This is a genomic window from Streptomyces sp. NBC_00286 (genome assembly GCF_036173125.1).
Classification (GTDB): Bacteria; Actinomycetota; Actinomycetes; order Streptomycetales; family Streptomycetaceae; genus Streptomyces.
Window position 1 is genome coordinate 6,840,084 of sequence record NZ_CP108054.1, and the last position, 19,949, is coordinate 6,860,032.

At 68.8% G+C, this 19,949-nt stretch carries 16 protein-coding genes and 2 tRNA genes; 14 read left to right on the top strand and 4 right to left on the bottom strand.

Features of this window, described 5'->3' with window-relative positions; all coding sequences use genetic code 11:
* Nucleotides 1-229: 229 nt before the first annotated feature.
* A complete protein-coding gene (locus tag OHT21_RS31125; protein WP_328771591.1) occupies nt 230-1,894 on the top strand; it encodes a glycine/sarcosine N-methyltransferase in 1,665 nt (554 codons plus the stop codon).
* A 122-nt stretch (nt 1,895-2,016) separates the two neighbouring features.
* On the opposite strand, the gene OHT21_RS31130 is transcribed toward OHT21_RS31125, so the two are convergent.
* Entirely contained in the window at nt 2,017-2,658 is a 642-nt protein-coding gene (locus OHT21_RS31130; RefSeq protein WP_328771592.1) for a superoxide dismutase, read from the bottom strand.
* A gap of 315 nt (nt 2,659-2,973) precedes the next feature.
* Between OHT21_RS31130 and OHT21_RS31135 the strand changes: the two genes are divergently transcribed.
* The 4 genes from OHT21_RS31135 to OHT21_RS31150 all read left to right on the top strand — a co-directional run bounded on the left by OHT21_RS31135 (nt 2,974) and on the right by OHT21_RS31150 (nt 6,477).
* Entirely contained in the window at nt 2,974-3,549 is a 576-nt protein-coding gene (locus OHT21_RS31135) for a biotin transporter BioY (RefSeq protein ID WP_328771593.1), read from the top strand.
* A gap of 225 nt (nt 3,550-3,774) precedes the next feature.
* Entirely contained in the window at nt 3,775-4,812 is a 1,038-nt protein-coding gene (locus OHT21_RS31140) for a serine/threonine-protein kinase (protein WP_328771594.1), read from the top strand.
* 68 nt (nt 4,813-4,880) lie between these two features.
* Nucleotides 4,881-5,366 (top strand): ribose-5-phosphate isomerase, encoded by a 486-nt coding sequence (locus OHT21_RS31145; protein ID WP_328771595.1) that lies wholly within the window; start codon nt 4,881-4,883, stop codon nt 5,364-5,366.
* Nucleotides 5,367-5,667: 301 nt separating this feature from the next.
* Nucleotides 5,668-6,477, top strand: a complete 810-nt coding sequence (locus OHT21_RS31150; protein ID WP_328771596.1) for an Fpg/Nei family DNA glycosylase — start codon at nt 5,668-5,670, stop codon at nt 6,475-6,477.
* A 16-nt stretch (nt 6,478-6,493) separates the two neighbouring features.
* Here OHT21_RS31150 and OHT21_RS31155 read toward each other — a convergent pair whose 3' ends face one another.
* A complete protein-coding gene (locus tag OHT21_RS31155) occupies nt 6,494-7,777 on the bottom strand; it encodes a GNAT family N-acetyltransferase (protein WP_328771597.1) in 1,284 nt (427 codons plus the stop codon).
* 195 nt (nt 7,778-7,972) lie between these two features.
* Here OHT21_RS31155 and OHT21_RS31160 point away from each other — a divergent pair, with 195 nt between their 5' ends.
* The 4 genes from OHT21_RS31160 to OHT21_RS31175 all read left to right on the top strand — a co-directional run bounded on the left by OHT21_RS31160 (nt 7,973) and on the right by OHT21_RS31175 (nt 13,878).
* Complete coding sequence (locus OHT21_RS31160) at nt 7,973-9,139, top strand: PP2C family protein-serine/threonine phosphatase (protein ID WP_328771598.1); 1,167 nt, start codon at nt 7,973-7,975, stop codon at nt 9,137-9,139.
* A gap of 1,009 nt (nt 9,140-10,148) precedes the next feature.
* Nucleotides 10,149-10,979 carry an ABC transporter ATP-binding protein gene (locus OHT21_RS31165; RefSeq protein WP_328771599.1) on the top strand — a complete coding sequence of 277 codons (831 nt, stop codon included), beginning with the start codon at nt 10,149-10,151 and terminating at the stop codon, nt 10,977-10,979.
* Nucleotides 10,979-13,426 carry an ABC transporter permease gene (locus OHT21_RS31170; protein WP_328774291.1) on the top strand — a complete coding sequence of 816 codons (2,448 nt, stop codon included), beginning with the start codon at nt 10,979-10,981 and terminating at the stop codon, nt 13,424-13,426. The genes OHT21_RS31165 and OHT21_RS31170 overlap by 1 nt, the downstream gene beginning before the upstream one ends.
* Nucleotides 13,423-13,878, top strand: a complete 456-nt coding sequence (locus OHT21_RS31175) for an HD domain-containing protein (protein WP_328771600.1) — start codon at nt 13,423-13,425, stop codon at nt 13,876-13,878. The genes OHT21_RS31170 and OHT21_RS31175 overlap by 4 nt, the downstream gene beginning before the upstream one ends.
* Before the next feature lie 14 nt (nt 13,879-13,892).
* Here the strand turns inward: OHT21_RS31175 and OHT21_RS31180 are convergent, their stop codons facing one another.
* Complete coding sequence (locus tag OHT21_RS31180; protein WP_443050455.1) at nt 13,893-14,993, bottom strand: acyltransferase family protein; 1,101 nt, start codon at nt 14,991-14,993, stop codon at nt 13,893-13,895.
* A 741-nt stretch (nt 14,994-15,734) separates the two neighbouring features.
* On the opposite strand from OHT21_RS31180, the gene OHT21_RS31185 reads away from it, so the two are divergent.
* Entirely contained in the window at nt 15,735-15,929 is a 195-nt protein-coding gene (locus OHT21_RS31185) for a hypothetical protein (RefSeq protein ID WP_328771602.1), read from the top strand.
* 163 nt (nt 15,930-16,092) lie between these two features.
* Here OHT21_RS31185 and OHT21_RS31190 read toward each other — a convergent pair.
* Nucleotides 16,093-16,166, bottom strand: a tRNA-Gly gene (locus OHT21_RS31190).
* A gap of 153 nt (nt 16,167-16,319) precedes the next feature.
* Here OHT21_RS31190 and OHT21_RS31195 point away from each other — a divergent pair.
* The 4 genes from OHT21_RS31195 to OHT21_RS31210 all read left to right on the top strand — a co-directional run bounded on the left by OHT21_RS31195 (nt 16,320) and on the right by OHT21_RS31210 (nt 19,926).
* Nucleotides 16,320-16,396 (top strand) — tRNA-Pro (locus OHT21_RS31195).
* A 245-nt stretch (nt 16,397-16,641) separates the two neighbouring features.
* The gene (tig, locus tag OHT21_RS31200; protein WP_328771603.1) at nt 16,642-18,048 is read left to right on the top strand and encodes a trigger factor; all 1,407 of its coding nucleotides are present in this window, start codon (nt 16,642-16,644) and stop codon (nt 18,046-18,048) included.
* A 456-nt stretch (nt 18,049-18,504) separates the two neighbouring features.
* The gene (locus OHT21_RS31205) at nt 18,505-19,113 is read left to right on the top strand and encodes an ATP-dependent Clp protease proteolytic subunit (RefSeq protein WP_119103789.1); all 609 of its coding nucleotides are present in this window, start codon (nt 18,505-18,507) and stop codon (nt 19,111-19,113) included.
* Between the two features lie 132 nt (nt 19,114-19,245).
* On the top strand, nt 19,246-19,926 hold the full coding sequence (locus OHT21_RS31210; protein ID WP_328771604.1) for an ATP-dependent Clp protease proteolytic subunit: 681 nt from the start codon (nt 19,246-19,248) through the stop codon (nt 19,924-19,926).
* The last annotated feature ends 23 nt before the right edge of the window (nt 19,927-19,949 follow it).

Genomic DNA, 19,949 nt, shown 5'->3' on the forward strand with positions numbered 1-19,949 from the left:
CCGAAGAGGACGGTTGGATCCACGTTCACCACGGGTTGCAGGCGCGTACAACGAGCCGTATCCGCGACCCCCGCCGCCCAAAGAATCTTGAAGTGACAAAAACGCTGGCCAAAGCCGCTATCAGCATCAACTACGCGACTGTATACGAACTTTGGAGGCATGAGCTCCACGACATCGGATAGCGATCTGCAGAGCATGACTCCCGATGACTGAAGGAGTTCCCATCATCGTGCAACCGGCTCAAGAGTTCGGCGACAACCCTGTCGAAGTACGCGAAACCGGTCACTACACAGAGGAATACGTTCCCAGCTTTGTCGAGAAATGGGACTCGCTCATCGACTGGGAAAAACGGGCGGACAGCGAAGGAAACTTCTTCATCGACCTGCTGCGCAAGTGGGGCGTGAAGAGCGTGCTCGACGTCGCGACGGGCACCGGATTCCACTCCGTACGGCTGCTGGCGGCCGGATTCGACACCGTGAGCGCGGACGGCAGCGCGGACATGCTGGCCATGGCCTTCGAGAACGGCACCAAGCAGGGCGGACACATCCTGCGCGTCGTCCAGGCCGACTGGCGCTGGCTCAACAGAGACGTCCACGGTGAGTACGACGCCATCGTCTGCCTCGGCAACTCCTTCACGCATCTCTTCTCGGAACGCGACCGGCGCAAGGCGCTCGCCGAGTTCTACGCGATGCTCAAACACGACGGAATTCTCGTCCTCGACCAGCGCAATTACGACGCGATCCTGGACGACGGATACACCAGCAAGCACACGTACTACTACTGCGGCGAGGACGTCACCGTCGAGCCGGAGTACGTCGACGAGGGCCTGTGCCGCATGCGGTACCACTTCCCCGACGACTCCGTGTACCACCTCAACATGTTCCCGCTGCGCAAGGACTACACCCGCCGCCTGATGTCCGAGGTGGGTTTCCAGCGCGTCCAGACCTACGGCGACTTCCAGCACACCTACCGGGGCGAACAGCCGGACTTCTTCATCCATGTGGCGGAGAAGGAGTACCGGATGGACGACCCGCAGGAGAAGGAGGGCCGGTACAAGGGCGCGGTCAGCACCGCCCGCAGCTACTACAACTCACCCGACGCCGACACCTTCTACGCCACGGTGTGGGGCGGCGAGGACATCCACATCGGCCTCTACGAAAGCCCCGCGGAACCCATCGCGGACGCCAGCCGGCGCACCGTGGAGCGGATGGCGTCGAAGCTGGAACTGACCCGGGACTCCGTGGTGCTCGACCTCGGCTCGGGGTACGGCGGCTCGGCACGGTACCTGGCCGGGACGTACGACTGCCGGGTCATCGCCCTCAACCTCAGCGAGGTGGAGAACCAGCGCCACAAGGAGCTGAACGCGGCCCGCGCGCTCACCGACCGGATCGAGGTCGTGGACGGATCCTTCGAGGACATTCCGTATCCGGACGGCCAGGTCGACGTCGTCTGGTCCCAGGACGCCTTCCTGCACAGCGGCAACCGCGTCCAGGTCCTCGAGGAGATCGCCCGCGTCCTGCGCCCCGGCGGCCACCTCATCTTCACCGACCCGATGGCGACGGCGGACGGCGGCTCCGCCGACGTACTGCAGCCGATCCTCGACCGCATCCACCTGGACGACATGGGCTCGCCGGCCTTCTACATGCGTGAGCTGAACCGCCTCGGATTCACCCCGGTAGACGGCGGCTTCGAAGAACACCGCGAACAGCTGGTGAACCACTACACGCGGGTCCTGGAGGAGACTGCCCGCCAAGAGTCCGAAGGACTGGCCAGAAAGATCAGCCACGACTACCTGGCCCAGATGAAGAAGGGCCTCGGCCACTGGATCGACGGCGGCCGCGAGGAGCACCTCACCTGGGGCATCTTCCACTTCAGGCTGGACACCGACGACTGAATCACCTGATGGGGCGCACGGAAAACCCCCGCGAGTCACGTCCTCGCGGGGGCTTTCTTCTATCCGCCCGCCCGCGTGAAAGGTGAGAAGACGATCACGAGGCAGGACGCTTCAGACTGCCCTCAAGGGGCGAGCAGCAAAACATCCGTACGGGACTTCGCGGCGGCGTAACGCCGAGCCACGTCCTGCCAGTTGACGACCTGCCACATGGCCTCGATGAAGTCGACCTTCTGGTTCTTGTACTGGAGGTAGAAGGCGTGCTCCCAGGCGTCGAAGACCAGGATCGGGGTGGAGCCCTGGCCGACGTTGCCCTGGTGGTCGTAGACCTGCTCGACGACGAGGCGCCCACTGAGCGGCTCGTACGCGAGAACGCCCCAGCCGGAGCCCTGCGTGGTCGCGGCAGCCTTGGTCAGTTGGGCCTTGAACCCGGCGAAGGACCCGAACGACTCGATGATCGCGTCGGCAAGCTCGCCCACACCGTCCGCGGCGAGCGGCTCGCCACCGCCCTCACCGGTCATGTTGTGCCAGTAGATGCTGTGCAGAACATGGCCGGAGAGGTGAAAGGCCAGGTTCTTCTCCAGCCCGTTGATCGACCCCCACGACTCCTTGTCCCGCGCCTCCGCGAGCTGCTCCAGGGTGTCGTTCGCCCCCTTCACATACGCCGCGTGGTGCTTGTCGTGGTGCAACTCGATGATCTCGGGGCTGATCACGGGCGCGAGCGCGGAGTAGTCGTACGGCAGCTCAGGGAGCGTGTAGACGGGCATGGTGGGTCGTCCCCTCCGAAGTTTTATTGCAAGTATCTTGCAAGTGCAGATTAACAGCAAGAGGAGTCAAGGGGAGGGGGCGGTGAGAAGGATTGGCGAGATCCAACAGTCCGCGCCGGTCTCGTCCTTGTGGGTAAAGCCGCCGTACCTCAGTGACCAGGGTCACGCCGCTCCGGGTGTACCAATCTCTCTTTGTATGGAGCGCACCAAGCGTGCGCTCCGTGGTTTGTCGAGCGCTGCTGGTGATCGGGCCGAGGGGGCTGGGATAGCGTCGCGGTGTTCGGAACCGCCCGCTCCCTCACCGCCGGAGTCCCCATGAGCACCGCTGCCGCCAACGCCCTCCCGGGCAAGGTCCTTGCCGACCTGCTCCCCGCGTCCCGCGTCCGCGACATCGCGCTCGTGGCCGGCGGCGCCGCGCTCACCGGGTTCGCCGCCCAGCTCGCCGTGCCCGTACCAGGCTCGCCGGTGCCGGTGACCGGGCAGACCTTCGCGGCCCTCCTCGTCGGCACCGCGCTCGGCGCGGGACGCGGCTTCCTGTCACTCGCTCTGTACGCGCTGGTCGGCCTGGCCGGCGTTCCCTGGTTCGCAGACGGCAGCCACGGCCTCTCCCCGACCTTCGGTTACATCGTCGGCATGATGCTCGCGGCCGCACTCGTCGGCGCCCTGGCCCGCCGCGGCGCCGACCGCTCGGTGGTGCGCATGGCCGGCACGATGCTGCTCGGTTCGGCCGTCATCTACGCGATCGGCGTCCCCTATCTCTCCGCCGCCACGATGTTGAGCCCCACGGAGGCTGTTGCCGCCGGGTTCACGCCCTTCCTTATAGGCGACGCGTTCAAGGCGGCGCTGGCGATGGGGCTGCTGCCTACCGCTTGGAAGTTCGTGAACCGGTAGGGGTGAGGAGACAGCCCAAGCCCCCGCGTCCGTAAAGGCCGCGGGGGCTTCTTGGGTTCCGGTCTCGTGTCACACACACCCGCCCGGATTGTGCTGTCGTGACTCCGCTCCCCCTCTTGAAGGAGGGGGGCTTCCAACCCGAGGGTTGCGGTCCAGCCCGAACCGGTCCCTTGCGGGACGCAAGGAAAATATCACAACCTAGAGGGAGGTTGGGGGTGTACCTGCATGTTCTGCGTCGTGAACCGGTACCGGCTCCTCGAACCCATCGGGCAGGGCGGCATGGGCCGTGTCTGGCGCGCGGCCGACGAACTGCTCGACCGCCCGGTCGCCGTGAAGGAACTGCGGCTCGACACCGCCGGAGCGGAGGAACTCGAGGTCCGGCGGGAGCGCGCGCTGCGCGAGGCCCGCGCCAGTGCCCGTATCGACCACCCCAATGTCGTACGGGTCTATGACGTGGCCGAGGAGGACGACCGGCTCTGGATCGTCATGGAACTCGTCGAGGCCCCCTCGCTGGCCCGGACCGTCGTCGAACACGGCCCGCTCGACGTACGCGAGACGGCCAGGATCGGCCTCGCCCTCGCCGAGGCGCTGCGCCCGGTGCACGCGGCCGGAGTCTTGCACCGCGACATCAAGCCCGGCAACGTGCTGCTCGAGCCGGGCGGCAGGGTCGTCCTCACCGACTTCGGGATCGCCGCCCTCCAGGACGCGCAGGGGCTGACGCAGGCCGGAGTCATCGTCGGCTCCCCCGAGTACATCCCGCCGGAACGTATCTCCGGCCGCCCACAGGGCCCGGCCTCCGACCTGTGGTCCCTCGGCGCCACGCTCTGCACCGCCCTCACCGGGCATTCCCCGTTCGAACGTGCCGGGACGCTCGCCACATTGGCCGCGGTGATGTACGAGGAGCCTCAACTTCCGCCCGACGATGGGCCGTTGACGCCGCTGCTGCGGAGGCTGCTGGCCCGGGATCCGGCGGCTCGGCCGGATGTGGGGGAGGTGGTGCGGTTCCTGGGGCGGGTGCTTGCGGCGCCACCCGCAGAGAAGGAGAGGGAGACGGGTGAGGAGAGCGACGGGCCTGAGTGGTTGCCGCGGCTGCTCACCGTGCTCGTTCTGGTGGCCGCCGCTGCTGTGGGCGTCGTCATGATCATCACGGCGGTACGCCCTGGTGGTGAGACGAAGCTGCCCGACACCAGCCCGGCGCCCACGGTCGCGGGCACCTCGCGTCCGCCGCCCTCACCCGGGGTGAGCCAGACCCCGTCGCCCTGACGTGGGGGTGCCTTCGACCGGCCCGACCCGAGGAGGCCCGGCCGAAACACGCGTGTCACACTCGGACCATGCGCGTGTACCTCGGCTCCGATCATGCCGGTTTTGAACTCAAGAACCACCTCGTCGAGTGGCTCAAGGCGGCCGGGCATGAGCCCGTCGACTGCGGGCCTCTCATCTACGACGCCCAGGACGACTACCCGCCGTTCTGCCTCCGCGCGGCCTCGCGTACCGCGGGGGACCCCGGATCGCTCGGCATTGTGATCGGGGGGTCGGGGAACGGGGAGCAGATCGCGGCGAACAAGGTGGCGGGGGTTCGGGCGGCGCTTGCCTGGAGCGAGGAGACTGCGGCGCTGGGGCGGCAGCACAACGATGCGAATGTGGTGGCTGTGGGGGCGCGGATGCACTCGCGGGACGAGGCGACGAAGTTCGTCGAGACGTTCTTGAACACGCCGTTCTCCGGCGACGAGCGGCATGTGCGGCGCATTGACATGCTGTCGGCGTATGAGACGGCGGGGGTCATGCCGGAGATTCCGGCGCACCACCCGCAGGGGTAAGGGGTTTTCATTCCCCAAGCCCGCCCCTTCCCGAAACCAAGGGGCTCCGCCCCTGGGACCCCTCTGGGGGCTGCGCCCCTTCAGGGGCGCGGGGCTGTGTCAATATGCGGCTCCGCCGCGTGGGCGCGACCGCCCACAACGCACCCGCAGCCGCGACACGCAGTGTCCCCACCACCCCCTGGCGGGGGCCTGGGGCGCAGCCCCCCACGCGGCGGAGCCGCAAATTGTTACAGCCGGGAAGGGGCGGGGTTGGGGAAGAATCCCGCCCCGACCGCAGGACGAACACGCACAGGAGGCCCCCGTGCCCGAAGGGCACACCATCCACCGCCTGGCCAAGGACTACCTCACCCGGTTCGGCGGCCGGACGGCCCACGTCACAAGCCCCCAGGGCAAGTTCACCGACGCCGCAGCCCTCCTGGACAGGACAGCGCTCACCACCGCCGAAGCCCACGGCAAACACCTCTTCCTACGGTTCGAAACCGACGCCTGGACCCACATCCACCTCGGCCTCTTCGGCAAGGTCACCCTCGGCGAAGCCCCCACACCCCCACCCACCGAAACCATCCGCCTACGCCTCACCAACGACACCGCGTACGCAGACCTCCGCGGCCCCACCACCTGCACCCTGATCACGGACACGGAAAAGCAGGCGATCCACGCCCGCCTGGGCCCGGACCCGCTGCGCGAGGACGCCGACCCGGCACAGGCGTACGCCCGCGTCTCCCGCAGCCGTACGACGATCGCCGCCCTCCTCATGGACCAGAAGGTCATCGCGGGCGTAGGCAACGTCTACCGCGCGGAAGTCCTCTTCCGGCACGGCATCGACCCGTACCGGCCGGGCAAGGACATCACCCCGGCCGAGTGGGAGGCGATGTGGACGGACCTCGTCACCCTCATGCGCCAGGGCGTCCGCAACAACCGCATCGACACGGTCCGCCCAGAACACGAGCCGGACGCGATGGGCCGCCCGCCGCGCAAGGACGACCACGGCGGCGAGGTCTACGTGTACCGCAGGGCCGATCTGCCCTGCCACATCTGTGGCGGCGAGATCCGCACCGCCGGTCTCGCCGCCCGCAACCTCTTCTGGTGCCCCACCTGCCAAAAGGCATAGGGAACTCCAGGTCGGCTCAGAAGCCGTGGGGCAGCCAGGGTGCGACGGCGGCGGAGAAGCCGAGCGACGCCTCCGCGAGCGCTCCCTGGCGCAGTTCCCGTACCCGCCCGGCCGCGGCGAGTGAGGCCAGGGACACGCCACCGAGATAGGCCGACCCCAGCTCCCGTACGGACAGGGCGAGATCGGCCGAGTCGGTGGTCCGCTCGCAGGACGCCCCCTTGGCGTCACCGGAGAGCCGCCAACGCCCCTCGTTCCAGGGGCAGAAGGCGTCCTCGACCTCGAACACGACGTCCACGGGCGCCTGATATGTACGTGCCTCGAGCGCGGCCCCGACATCGACGAGCCGTACGTACAGCGAGTCCCGCAGGTTGAGCGCGCACCGCCGGACGTCGGAGACGAGGTGCAGCAAGGCGTCGTCGACGGGCCGGTTGTACGTCTTCACCGTCGACGTCAGGTCGATGTCGAACAGGAACCGCCACAGCGCCACGTACGCGGCCGGGTCCAGCGCCTCCAGATCGCGCAGCTCGATCGTGCCCTTGGGGCCGGCGGTGTCCCAATCCGGCTTGTTGAAGTACCGGGCGTAGCCGACCACTTCTCCCTCCCGTCGCCCACCACCACCCTCAATCGAAGGCGCTTCGCGCCCCCCAATTCGCTCGGCGAGCACGCACTGCAGCGGCGACGAGCCCTTCCGGTCGGCCGGCGGGTCGAGCAGCGGCAGCCCTTCCCAGCCGGGCAGCCGCGCCAGCATGCCGGGCCGGGTGGGCACTTGGCGTGCGTAGACGGCCTCGCACGCATCGCGTACGGCATCCGCAGCAGGTTCGGCGAGGCGGAGTCGTACGTCGTCGGTGCCGGGCGGCACCGTCAGCCGTACCCGGGATGTGTCGATCTCCGCGCGCATCTGCTGGGTCGCCGCGCCGTAGCCGAAGCGGCCGTATATCACCGGCTCGGAGGCGGTCAGTACGGCCAGCGGCTCGCCCCAGGAGCGGATGTCGTCCAGCTGCCTGCGCTTCATGGACGTCAGCAGCCCGCGGCGGCGGTGCGTCGCGGCGACGCTCACCATCGTGATGCCTGCCGCCTTCACCAGGGCGCCGCCGGGAACGGTCATACGGAAGCTGAACGCACCCGCCGTACCCACGCACTCGTCGCCGTCCCAGGCCCCGATGAAGCGGTCGAACTCCGTGAGGCCGTTCCACAGGGCGCGCTCCTCGGGAGGCTCCTCGACTCCGCCGAAGGCGAGCACCAGCTTTCCGTACCACTTGTCCCATTCTTCTGGCCGGAGTACGCGCAAGTCAGTGCTCATATGCCATGCCTACCAGGGCAATCCGGGATCAGCGAGTGGATTTCCAGCGGGTGCATTTCCGTCAGGCCGGGCGGGACGCCCTCGGCGGCATGCGATCCTCGGGGATCGGACGTTTCTGTGACTTCGGTTCTCGGACGGGGGACAAGTGGGACCTCCCGTGCCAAGTGCCTGGTCCGATGGATAGGGTCCCGAACAATGGCAGCAGGACGAGAGCGGCGCGCGGAAGCCGACACGTTCACGGCCCGGTGCAAGAAGCAACTGCACCGGGTCCGCACAGGGCTGCGCAAATCCGCTGTCGACTACTTCCGCGGGGACGGCTCGGACTGGGTCGCGCTGGCCGGTCTGCTGCTGACCATTCCCGTGATCACGTGCGCCACACTGGTCAACTCCGTCTGGTTCTCGCCGGCCGCGCTGGTCCTCCCGATCGTCGCCGGCGGGCTGGTGCTGCGGCCGGCCAGCCTGCTCGGCCTGTACGCGGCCGCCGCCACCGCCCTGATCATCGAGTCCGTGAAACTCGGCCCCTACACGGAGGGACCGTCCCGGGTGACACCGGGGACCGTGCTGGTCGTCGCCGCCTGCGGCTTCTTCGGCCTGCTCATCGCGCAGTTCCGCAGCCGGGTCGGCGTGCCGTGGCGGCGCGGCGGCACCATGCTGTTCGACCTGCGGGAACGGATCCGGGTCCAGAGCAAGTTGCCGAAGCTGCCGGTGGGTTGGCACCGTGAGATGGCCCTGCGGCCGGCCGGCGGTCAGTCCTTCTCGGGGGACTTCGTGGTGGCCGCCCGTACGAATGGCGGGCGCACGCTGGAGGTCGTCCTGACGGACGTGTCCGGCAAGGGCATGGACGCGGGGTCGCGTGCGCTGCTTCTGTCGGGGGCGTTCGGGGGCCTGCTCGGGTCCTTGCCGCCGCACGCCTTCCTCCCCGCGGCGAACGGCTACCTGCTCCGGCAGGACTGGGACGAGGGGTTCGCCACATCGATCCACCTTGTCCTGGACCTGGACTCCGGTGACTACGAACTGTTCTCGGCCGGGCATCCTCCTGGGCTGCAGCTCAGCGCGGGGAGCGGGCGCTGGGAGGAGAAGTCGGCGGAGGGGCCGCTGCTCGGGGTGTACGACGGGGCTCAGTTCGATCCCGTGAAGGGTACGTTGCGCCCTGGCGACGTTCTGATGCTGTTCACGGACGGCTTGGTCGAGACGTCAGACCGGGACATCGCGGAGGGGATCGACCGGCTCACCGGGGAGGCGGACCGGTATGTGGCCGGGGGGTTCCATGGGGCGGCGTGGCATTTGATCGAGGCGGTTGCGCGGGATGTGAACGATGACAGGGCTTTGCTGCTGATCTGCCGGGAGGCGTCCGGCGGTTGAGCGGGCGCCTCCGGCGGGTGGGCAGTTGGGTTCGTTGTCGGCTGACGGTCGGTTGTGGCTGGTCGCTCCCCCACTCTCGAATTCGCTCGAGCGGGGGGACCCCCATCGCGGCGGAGCCGCAAATTGACACCGCCCCGCGGGGTGCCTCCGGCGGTTGGGCGGAATAGGGTTCGTTGTCGGCTGCGGCGCCGTCGTGGCCGGTCGCGCCAGCCCCGCGGGGTGCCTCCGGCGGTTGGGCGGGTGCGGGTGCGTGGTGGTTGCTCGCGCAGTTCCCCGCGGGGTGCCTCCGGCGGTTGGGCGGGTGCGGGTTGTGTGTGGCTGGTCGCGCCCACGCGGCGGAGCCGCAAATTGACACAGCCCCGCGCCCCTGGGGTGCGTGGTGGGTGCGGGGCCGCGGTCCGGTGCGTCAGCCCGTCGCCAACAGGGCATACGACCCGGTGCTGATACAGGGTTCTGGTGTGCCCAGACCGAAGCTAAGCGACGGGCATACGACGCACCGGCCCACGTCCCCTCCCACCGGCGGGAAGCTGCCGGTTTCGTTGTGGCTGGCGAGCCTGGCGCCTGGTGAGTATCTCGGCTGGGGGAGCGCCCCTTAAGGGGCGCGGGGAACTGCGCGACAAGCCACAACGAACCCGCAGCCGCACACGATCCCAACACCCCACCCCAGTAGGCGCCCCACCCACCCGCGGTGGGCGCGCGCGGACCCAACGACCCGCAGTGGGCGCCCCACCCACCCCTGAACCCACCCACCCGCCGGAGGCGCTGCACCCGCCCGCCGCAGGCGACCTCCAGCGGGAGGCAGGGGGCCTGGGGGCGGAGCCCCCAGTTTCGGGAAGGGGCGGGGCTGGGGAAAGGAACCTCTCTCGCCGCCGCGGACGAAATACCCCCGGGGCCGACCTGGGGTTTCCCCCACCCCAACTCGGCGGTCGACCGCATGGTGAAGGCCGCCACCAAATCCGTAGCGTCGAGCCATCGACAGAGATCGGCGAGTCGGAAGGACGGACCCGGCATGGGCCTGCGGAAGAGGCGGTACGACGATGGGGCCGAGAAGACCCCGCAGAACGTACGGAGCGGCCCGAGCCCGGATGCCGACTGGGCCGTAGAACTGCGGAGCGTCCGGCGGCGATACGGCCGAGGCACCTCCGCCGTACACGCCCTACGCGGCATAGACCTCACCCTCCCCCGCGGCACCTACACCGCGGTGATGGGCCCTTCCGGCTCCGGAAAGTCCACCTTCCTCCAGTGCGCCGCAGGCCTCGACCGCCCCACCAGCGGAACGGTCCGCCTCGGCGGCACAGAAATCACCGGCATGAGCGAGAACAAGCTCACAGCCCTACGCCGCGAACGCCTCGGCTTCGTCTTCCAAGCCTTCAACCTGCTCCCATCCCTCACCGTCGAACAGAACGTCGTCCTACCCATGCGCCTCGCAGGCCACCGCCCCGACCGCCACCGCGCGGCCGAGGTCCTCGCCCAGGTAGGCCTGGACGGCCTGGCCCGCCGCCGCCCGGGCCAGCTCTCCGGCGGACAACAGCAGCGCGTGGCCATCGCCCGCGCCCTGGTCACCCGCCCCCACGTGGTGTTCGCGGACGAGCCCACCGGCGCCCTCGACACCCGCACCGCCACCGAGGTGCTCGCCCTCCTCCGTCAGGCCGTTGACGACCTCGGTGCAACCGTCGTCATGGTCACCCACGACCCGACGGCCGCCGCCTGGGCCGACCGCGTCCTGTTCCTCGCCGACGGCCAGATCGTCGACCACCTGGACCGCGCCCCGGCGGAGCAGATCGCCGCCCGGATGACGGCGCTGACGGCTCCCGCGACGACCGTACGAGCGGCCGCGTGATGTTCGTACCCAACGGCCTCGCCCGCGCAGCAGTCCGCTTCAAGCCAGCCGCATTCGTCGGCACGTTCGTCGCCCTGGCGATGGCCGCGCTGATCGTCTCGGCCTGCGGCATCCTCCTGGAGACGGGCCTGCGCGCCTCCGTCCCACCCGTCCGCTACCAGGACGCCCCCGTGGTCGCCGCCGCCGACCAACGCGCCCACCGCGTCACCGGCCACGGCGACAGCCGCGAGGACGACGCCGTACCGGTCCCGGACCGCGCCCGGCTGGACAACTCCCTGGTGGCGAAGGCCGGTTCGGTGCCCGGTGCGCGCCAGGCCGTCGCGGACGTCACCTTCCCCGTGCAGACGGGCGACGGCACACAGCTCACCGCCCACGGCTGGGGTTCCACCGCGTTCACCGGCGAGCGGCTGGCGGCGGGCCGGGCGCCGGAGGACGGTGAGGTCGTACTCGCGAAGGGCACGGTCGGCGAACGTGTCCGCCTCACCACCACCGACGGCCCGCGCACCTTCCGCGTCTCTGGCATTGCGAAACCCGAAGAACAGGGGGAGGGGACCGTATGGTTCGCCGACTCCGAAGCCGTACGCATCTCCGGTCACCCCGGGCGTATAGACGCGATTGCCGTCCTGCCGAAGGACGGTGTGACGGCCGAGGCACTCAAAGCCCAGGTCGCGCGTGCCCTCGGGAACCGGGCCGAGGTCCACACCGGCGACAGCCGTGGCTCCGTCGAGGACTCCTCCCTCGCCGAGGCCGAGGAACTGCTCGTCGGGATCGGCGGGTCGTTCGGCGGAGTCGCGACGATGGTGGCCGTGTTCACGGCGGCGGGGACGGTGGCGCTGTCCGTCGCCCAGCGGGCCCGGGAGTTCGCGCTGTTGCGCGCGATCGGTACGACTCCGCGCCAGATCCGCCGGTCCATCGCCACCGAGACCCTGCTGGTCGCTCCTCTCGCCGGGCTCTTGGGCTGTCTGCCGGGTATCGGGCTGGCTCGTTGGTGGTTCGGGCAGCTCAAGGACAAGGGGGCGATTCCGGCGCCGGTGGAGCTGTCGGTGTCGTACATACCGTTGCTTACGGCCGTCGGCGGTGTGCTCGGCACCGCGCTGGTCGCCGGGTATATGGCGGCGCGTCGGCCGGCGCGGATCAAGCCGGGGCAGGCGCTCGCCGAGGCGTCCGTGGAGCGGCTGCGGATCGGCTGGATCCGTACGCCGCTGGGGATCGCGGCGGCCGTCGGCGGCTTCGTCTGCGCGGGCGTGTCCGCCTCGACGACCGGCGAGGACGCGGCCAACGCTGCGCTGGGCATCGTGATGCTGTTCATGCTGGCCGTGGCGCTGCTCGGCCCGCTGATCGCGCGCCTCTGCGCCGCCTTGTTCGGTTTGCCGTTGCGTGGCGCGGGCGCCTCCGCCTCGCTGGCGGCCGCCAACGCCCGTACGAACGCCCGCCGACTGGCCTCCGCGATCACCCCGATCGTCCTGGCGATGGCCTTCTCCTCCGTGCTCGTCTTCATGCACACCAGCGAGGAGCGGGTCACACAGGAGCAGCAGCGGGCCGGCACCGTGGCCGACCACATCGTGACCTCGGAGGCGGGGCTGACACCGGGCGCGGTACGGCAGGCCGCCCGCGCGCCCGAAGTCACTGCCGCCGTCGGACTGTTGAAGACCGGCGTCCTCCTCCCGGCGAACGGGTACCTTCAGCAGGCCTCCGCCCAGGGCGTCATGGGGTCGGGGCGGGACCTGGCCCGCGTACAGGATTTGAAGGTGGAGAAGGGTGCGTTGTCGCTGGAGCGGGGGCAGGTCGCGATGGACGCCTCGCTGGCCCGTGACGCAGGCGTCGGCGTCGGCGAGCGTGTCGAGCTGCGGCTGCCCGACGGTACGAAGGTGAGGCCGACGGTCGTGGCGACGTACGGCCGCGGTATGGGGCTGTCCCAAGTGACCTTCAGCCACGCGGACTTGGCGCGGCATGTCAGCTCCGCCTTTGCCACCGAACTCTGGACGAAGGGCGGCAGCGCGGCCGGGCTGGAGAAGTTCGGCACGGTCACGGACCGCGGTGGCCACCACGCCGCCCAGTCCCTCGACAGCGAGCTGAACGCCTGGGCCAACACCGTCATGGCCGCCGTCCTCGGTGGCTTCGCGGCCGTCGCCGCCGTCAACACGCTGGTGATGACGGTCCTCGATCGCCGCCGCGAACTGGGCACCCTGCGGCTCATCGGCTCCACCCGCCGCCAGGTGCTGAACATGATCCACTGGGAGGCCCTGCTCGTCACGCTCGCGGGCCTCGTCCTCGGTACGGGCATCGCGCTCGCCACGCTCGTCCCGATGATGAAGGGGCTGACGGGGCAGTCGCCGTACATACCGCCGCTGCTGTACGGCTCGCTCGCCGCGACCGTGCTCGTGACCGGTCTGGCGGCGGCGTCGGTACCCGCCAGGTCGGCGCTGCGCGGGACACTCGACGCATGACCGAGAAAGCGCTGCTGAGCCTCACCGAAGTCGAAGCCATCGCCCGTAACGCGCACGCCGCCCAGACCGACAAGGCGGGCCGACCGTACGCCGAGCACCTCCAGGCGGTGGCCGAAGGGGTACGGGCCCGGGGCGGCGACGACGAACAGATCGCCGCCGCCTGGCTGCACGACACCATCGAGGACGAGGTCCTCTCGGAGGACTGGCTGCTGCACGAGGCCGCGCTGACCAGGCGCACCAAGGACATCGTGCTGGCCCTCACCAAGCGCCCCGGCGAGCCCCCGGAGTCGTACGCAGAACGCATCCTGGCGACCCCGGGAGCCCTCCTGGTCAAGGAATCCGACCTGGCCCACAACGCGAATCCGGCCAGGCTGGCGGCCCTGGACGAGCCCACGCGGACGCGACTGGAGGAGAAGTACGCGAGGATGCGCGAACTCTTGGGCCTGGCCTAGGACTTGGGTCTCGACTACGACTTGCCCCGGTCGCGGGCCAGCTCCGTCGCGTCCCGCTTGAACGCCCACTCCATCTTCGGCTCCATCGCGAAGCGGAAGGCGCGCTGGATGGGCGGGGTGCACAGCAGGGTGACCACGGCGGCGGCGACCAGGGTGACGAAGATCTCGCCGAGCGGCTCATGCAGCCACTCGTAGTCGAACCAGCCCCAGAAACGGCCGCCCTTGACCAGGAAACCGTGCAGCAGATAGCCGTACAGCGTCCCCGCGCCGAGCACCGTGAACCACATCTTGCGACGCGGCACCCAGGAGAAGAAGCAGGCCGTGAGGACCATCGAGCAGCCGAACAGCGCGAGCGTCATCACGACACCGGCCCACCACGGCGTGCCCAACTCCTGGGCACTGTCCCGGTGGTAGAACCACGCCGACGTCATGCGCGGAGCCGCCCAGTACGCCACGACCAGCGCCGCCGCGAACACCGGCACCGACAGGATCCGGACCTCTCGGCGCCGCATCAACTGGAAGTGCTCGGGCTTCATGAACAGGCCGATGACGAAGAACGGCAGGAACTGCAGCACACGTTGCAGATCCAGGTCGTCACCGATGTCCGGCGAGACCGAGGCGAGCACCGCGATGGCGAGCGCGAGCGGCACCGGCCAGCGCACGACCTTCCACAGGGGGGTCGTCAGCCGCCATACGAACAGCGCGACCAGGAACCAGGTGAGGTACCAGGGGTCGAGCAGGCTGACCGGATGGCCCGGATCGTCGTCCGCCACCTTCTTGAAGACGGAGTACGCGGCTTCGAAGAGGACGTACGGCACGGCGATGCCCGTCACCAGCCGCTGGAGCCGGTCGGCACGCATGTCGAAACTGCGCGAGAAGTAGCCGGAGATGAGGATGAACGCCGGCATGTGGAAGGTGTAGACGACCATGTAGAGCGCCTCGGCGCTGCGGCTGTGTTCCGTCAGCGGTTGCCAGGCGTGGCCCATCGCGACGAGCACGATGGCCAGGTACTTGGCGTTGTCGAAGAACGCGTCGCGTTGCTTGGCCGGCTTGGCCTGAGGCCCGGCAGGAGCGGTGTCCGTCTGCGGGCTGTCGCGGGTTCGAGGGCTCGGCATCGCGGACAGCGACGATTCCTCCGTCGGCGGGAGCGGTGCCCTCTGTTGGCCGTGTGGGCGGAGCGAGTTCGTCACAGACCCTCCCACCAGGAGCTGGGGGAGAGGATCCGGGACCTCACTGCGCATGCGGGGGACGAGGCAGCGGTGAACATCTGAGGCACCCTAGCGTTGCCGGTGCGTTTTCGTAAAACCCTCCTCGTCATTCCTGCTTAACCCCCGCTTATCCCGCTGAGCACGGGGGATTTGAAGAACGGAGAGGGAAGCGAGGTGAAGTCGACTTGGTGATGCGGAGATCGGCTCGGAGGTCGACTGCTGTAACACGTACGTCTGTTACGTACCCCTTCATCCCGACTAAATGGTGCATAACATCCGCAGGCGACTCTGGTGAAATGTCCGCTGATCGGCGTTTGTTGACACCCTCTCCGAGCCGCTGGCCGGCCTCCTGCTGTGCCCGCGGCAACAATTCGAATAATCTGCGAGCAGGATGGGTGGGCACGGCAATCACCCTCCTGAATTCGGCGTGCGGGACACTCCGCGAATTGCCGTACGTGGCACCGCCGTTCATGGCCGCCGGAGAGCGCCGGGCGGGTACGGATTGTGCAGGTACGGCGAGAACCATGGCCGATGATGCCCCACCTCCCGCATAGGCCGGGCCTGTTGGTGGCACGATGGTTCTGCGGGGGTGTGCGGGGTGGCACCCTCGGGCCGGGAGAGCGGACCGACCGTAGGGTGTGATCAGTTGTGGCCATTTCGCTATCAGTTGTGTTGCTGTTGGCGATCGTCCTCGTGGTGTTGATCCGGGGAGGATCCATCAAGCCGGGTCCGGCGATCGTCGCCGTACTGTTCGGCTTCTTCCTGGCCTCGACGGGCATGGCCGACGACATCCAGCGCTTCCTCAACTCGATAGCGGAGACCCTCAACGAGATCCAGTTCTGAGCGAGCTGAGCACGTACTGCTCCCGGCGCCCCTGCACGAGGCCCCGGTCCGCGAGTACGCCAGCTCCGCGAGCCATCGCGGACCGCTCCCGCACGCGCTCGACGCCGAAAACGCCTCAGGGCCAGGTCAGAGGATGTGACCTCTGACCTGGCCCTGAGCCGTATGGAGCGGGCGACGGGAATCGAACCCGCGTAGCCAGTTTGGAAGACTGGGGCTCTACCATTGAGCTACGCCCGCACGGGACGCGCCGCAGGTCAGTGGACGCGCGGCACTGGAGCATCGTAGCGGGTGGCACCCTTCATCGCACATCCCGTTCCGCGGCCCCTCAGGCGCCCGGGAAATGCGGGAGCCGTGGTGTCGGTGGGCATGTACCCTACGTGTCGCACCGAACGGGGTGTGGCGCAGCTTGGTAGCGCGTCCGCTTTGGGAGCGGAAGGCCGTGGGTTCAAATCCCGCCACCCCGACCACCAGCAGGGACCCGGTGACCACCAGCGGGGACCCGGTCCGGAACCCGACCGGGCTCCCCGGGACCCGTGGCACCGGAAGCTCGCCTTTTGGGGCGTGTACCGCCTGCGGCTACTATGCAAATTGCGCGCCCGTATGTCTGCACTGTTACGTCTCACAAGGGCCGCGAATCCGCTGAGGCACCCGCCGCATCCGGCAGAGGTCGACAGCAGAACCCCAAGAAGTCAGCCATCAAGGAGACCGAACCGTGAAGAGCGCCGTGGAGACCCTGAACCCGACCCGGGTTCGGCTCACTGTCGAGGTGCCCTTCGAGGAGCTCAAGGACAGCCTCGACGCGGCGTACAAGAAGATCAACCAGCAGGTCACGGTGAAGGGGTTCCGGAAGGGCAAGATTCCGGCGCGCGTCATCGACCAGCGGTTCGGCCGCGGTGCGGTTCTGGAGGAGGCGGTCAACGACGCGCTTCCGAAGTTCTACACCGACGCGGTCAACAACGCCGAGCTGAACGTGCTCGGCCAGCCCGAGGTCGACATCACGGAGCTGAAGGACGGCGAGACGCTGAACTTCACCGCCGAGGTCGACATCCGCCCGGCCATCGAGATCCCGGACTACTCCGGCATCGAGGTCGAGGTCGACGCCGTCGAGGTCAGCGAGGAGGACGTCGACAAGGCCGTCGAGGAGCTGCGTGAGCGCTTCGCCTCCACCACGCCGGTCGAGCGCGCCGCCGAGGACGGCGACGTCGTGACGATCGACCTGGAGGCCAAGGTCGACGGCGAGGTCCTGGAGGACGGCGTCGCGAACGGCGTCTCCTACACCATCGGCTCCGGTGAACTGCTGGACGGCATCGACGACGCCGTGAAGGGCCTGGAGGCCGGTGGCGAGGCCACCTTCACCTCCGAGCTCAAGGGCGGCTCGGCGGCCGGCAAGGAGGCCGAGGTCTCCGTCAAGGTCACCCAGGTCGCCGCGCGCGAGCTCCCCGAACTGGACGACGACTTCGCTCAGCTCGCCTCCGAGTTCGACACCCTGGAGGAGCTGCGGGCGGACAGCCGTAAGCGCCTCGAGAACATGAAGCAGTACGACCAGGCCACGCAGGCCCAGGAGCGCGTCCTGGAGAAGCTGCTCGAGCTGGTCGAGGTGCCCGTCCCGGAGAAGCTCCTCGAGGACGAGATCAACACCCGTAAGCACAACCTCGAGCACCACCAGCTCGGCCAGATGGGCCTCGACCTGCCGCAGTACCTGGAGATCCAGGGCAAGACGGCCGAGGAGTTCGACACCGAGACGCGCGAGGCCGCGGTCAAGGGCATCAAGACCCAGTTCGTCCTCGACGAGCTGGTCAACAAGGAGAAGCTGAACGTCAACCAGGAGGAGCTCACCGAGCACCTCATGCGTCGCGCGGCTTCCTCCGGCATGTCCCCCGACCAGTTCGCCCAGGCCGTCGTCGAGGGCGGCCAGGTCCCGATGCTCGTCGGCGAGGTCGCCCGCGGCAAGGCCCTCGCGGTCGTCGTAGAGGCCGCCACCGTCAAGGACACGAACGGCGAGCTCGTGGACCTGGACGACGAGGAGGACGAGGTCTCTGCCGAGGGCTCGGCCGAGGAGACCCCCGCGGAGGGCTCCACCGAGGCCACTGAGGCCCCCGAGGAGAAGCCTGAGGCCTGATCGCCTCGCTGCACCTCCAGCAGGCCCCGGACCGCACAAGCGGTCCGGGGCCTGCTGCGCCACGCCCAGGGCAGCACCCCGAAGGGGCGCGGGGCTGTGACATGTGCGGCTCCGCCGCGTGGGCGCGCTCAGCCCCCAAGACCCGCAGGCGCGTCTGCGACGGGCTGTGCATCGGCGGGTGCGGCTTGTTGTGGGCTGGTCGCGCAGTTCCCCGCGCCCCTGGCGGGGTCCGCCCCTGGCGGGGCGCACCGCGCCAAAAACCCTGCGCAACCAGCGGAGCGCATGCGCTCACAGCGAACAGTCAGCTCCTCGGGATTCCCCGAAGGGACCCGCGCGTTAGGGTCCATGAGTACGAGGGCAGGGGAGTCCCCGAAACTGCCCAGCCCCCGGCAGGGACTACGTAAGACGGCCCCGGCGCCGTCGTTTAGACGAGCAGGTGGATACGTGACGAATCTGATGCCTTCAGCCGCCGGCGAGCCCTCCATCGGTGGTGGCCTCGGCGACCAGGTCTACAACCGGCTGCTCGGTGAGCGAATCATCTTCCTCGGCCAGCCGGTCGACGACGACATCGCGAACAAGATCACCGCACAGCTGCTGCTCCTTGCCGCCGACCCGGACAAGGACATCTTCCTGTACATCAACAGCCCCGGCGGATCGATCACGGCCGGCATGGCGATCTACGACACCATGCAGTACATCCAGAACGACGTGGTGACCATTGCCATGGGCATGGCGGCCTCCATGGGCCAGTTCCTGCTGAGCGCGGGCACCCCGGGCAAGCGTTTCGCCCTGCCGAATGCCGAGATCCTGATCCACCAGCCCTCGGCCGGCCTCGCCGGTTCCGCGTCGGACATCAAGATCCACGCCGAGCGGCTGCTGCACACCAAGAAGCGGATGGCGGAGCTGACCGCCTTCCACACCGGCCAGACCGTGGAGCAGATCACTCGCGACTCGGACCGTGACCGCTGGTTCGACCCGATCGAGGCCAAGGAATACGGCCTGATCGACGACATCATGCCCACCGCTGCCGGTATGCCGGGCGGCGGAGGCACCGGAGCGGCCTAGCCCGGCACGCGCCCACGGCTGGTACGGCATGCGCCCACGGGCAGCCCGTACGCGGCCGGGGCGCAGCCGGCGTAAGCCTTCCGAGCCCCCAGCCGACCGCCTCAGCTCTTTATCAGGCTCCCAGGAGACACAGTGAACGACTTCCCCGGCAGCGGCCTCTACGCCCGCACGGAGGCCGAGTACACCGGCCCCCGCGCGGAGTCCCGCTACGTCATCCCGCGCTTTGTCGAGCGCACCTCGCAGGGCGTGCGCGAGTACGACCCGTACGCGAAGCTCTTCGAGGAGCGCGTGATCTTCCTCGGCGTGCAGATCGACGACGCCTCCGCCAACGACGTCATGGCGCAGCTGCTGTGCCTGGAGTCGATGGACCCCGACCGGGACATCTCGGTCTACATCAACAGCCCCGGCGGCTCCTTCACGGCGCTCACCGCGATCTACGACACGATGCAGTTCGTGAAGCCGGACATCCAGACGGTCTGCATGGGACAGGCGGCCTCCGCCGCCGCGATCCTGCTCGCCGCCGGTACGCCGGGCAAGCGCATGGCGCTGCCCAACGCCCGTGTGCTGATCCACCAGCCCTACAGCGAGACGGGCCGCGGCCAGGTCTCCGACCTTGAGATCGCGGCGAACGAGATCCTCAGGATGCGTGCCCAGCTGGAGGAACTGCTGGCCAAGCACTCCACGACGCCGATCGAGAAGATCCGCGAGGACATCGAGCGCGACAAGATCCTCACCGCTGAGGACGCGCTCTCGTACGGCCTGATCGACCAGATCATCTCGACCAGGAAGATGAATAGCGCCGCGGTCGCGTGACGTAGCGCTGTATCGTCAGCCGC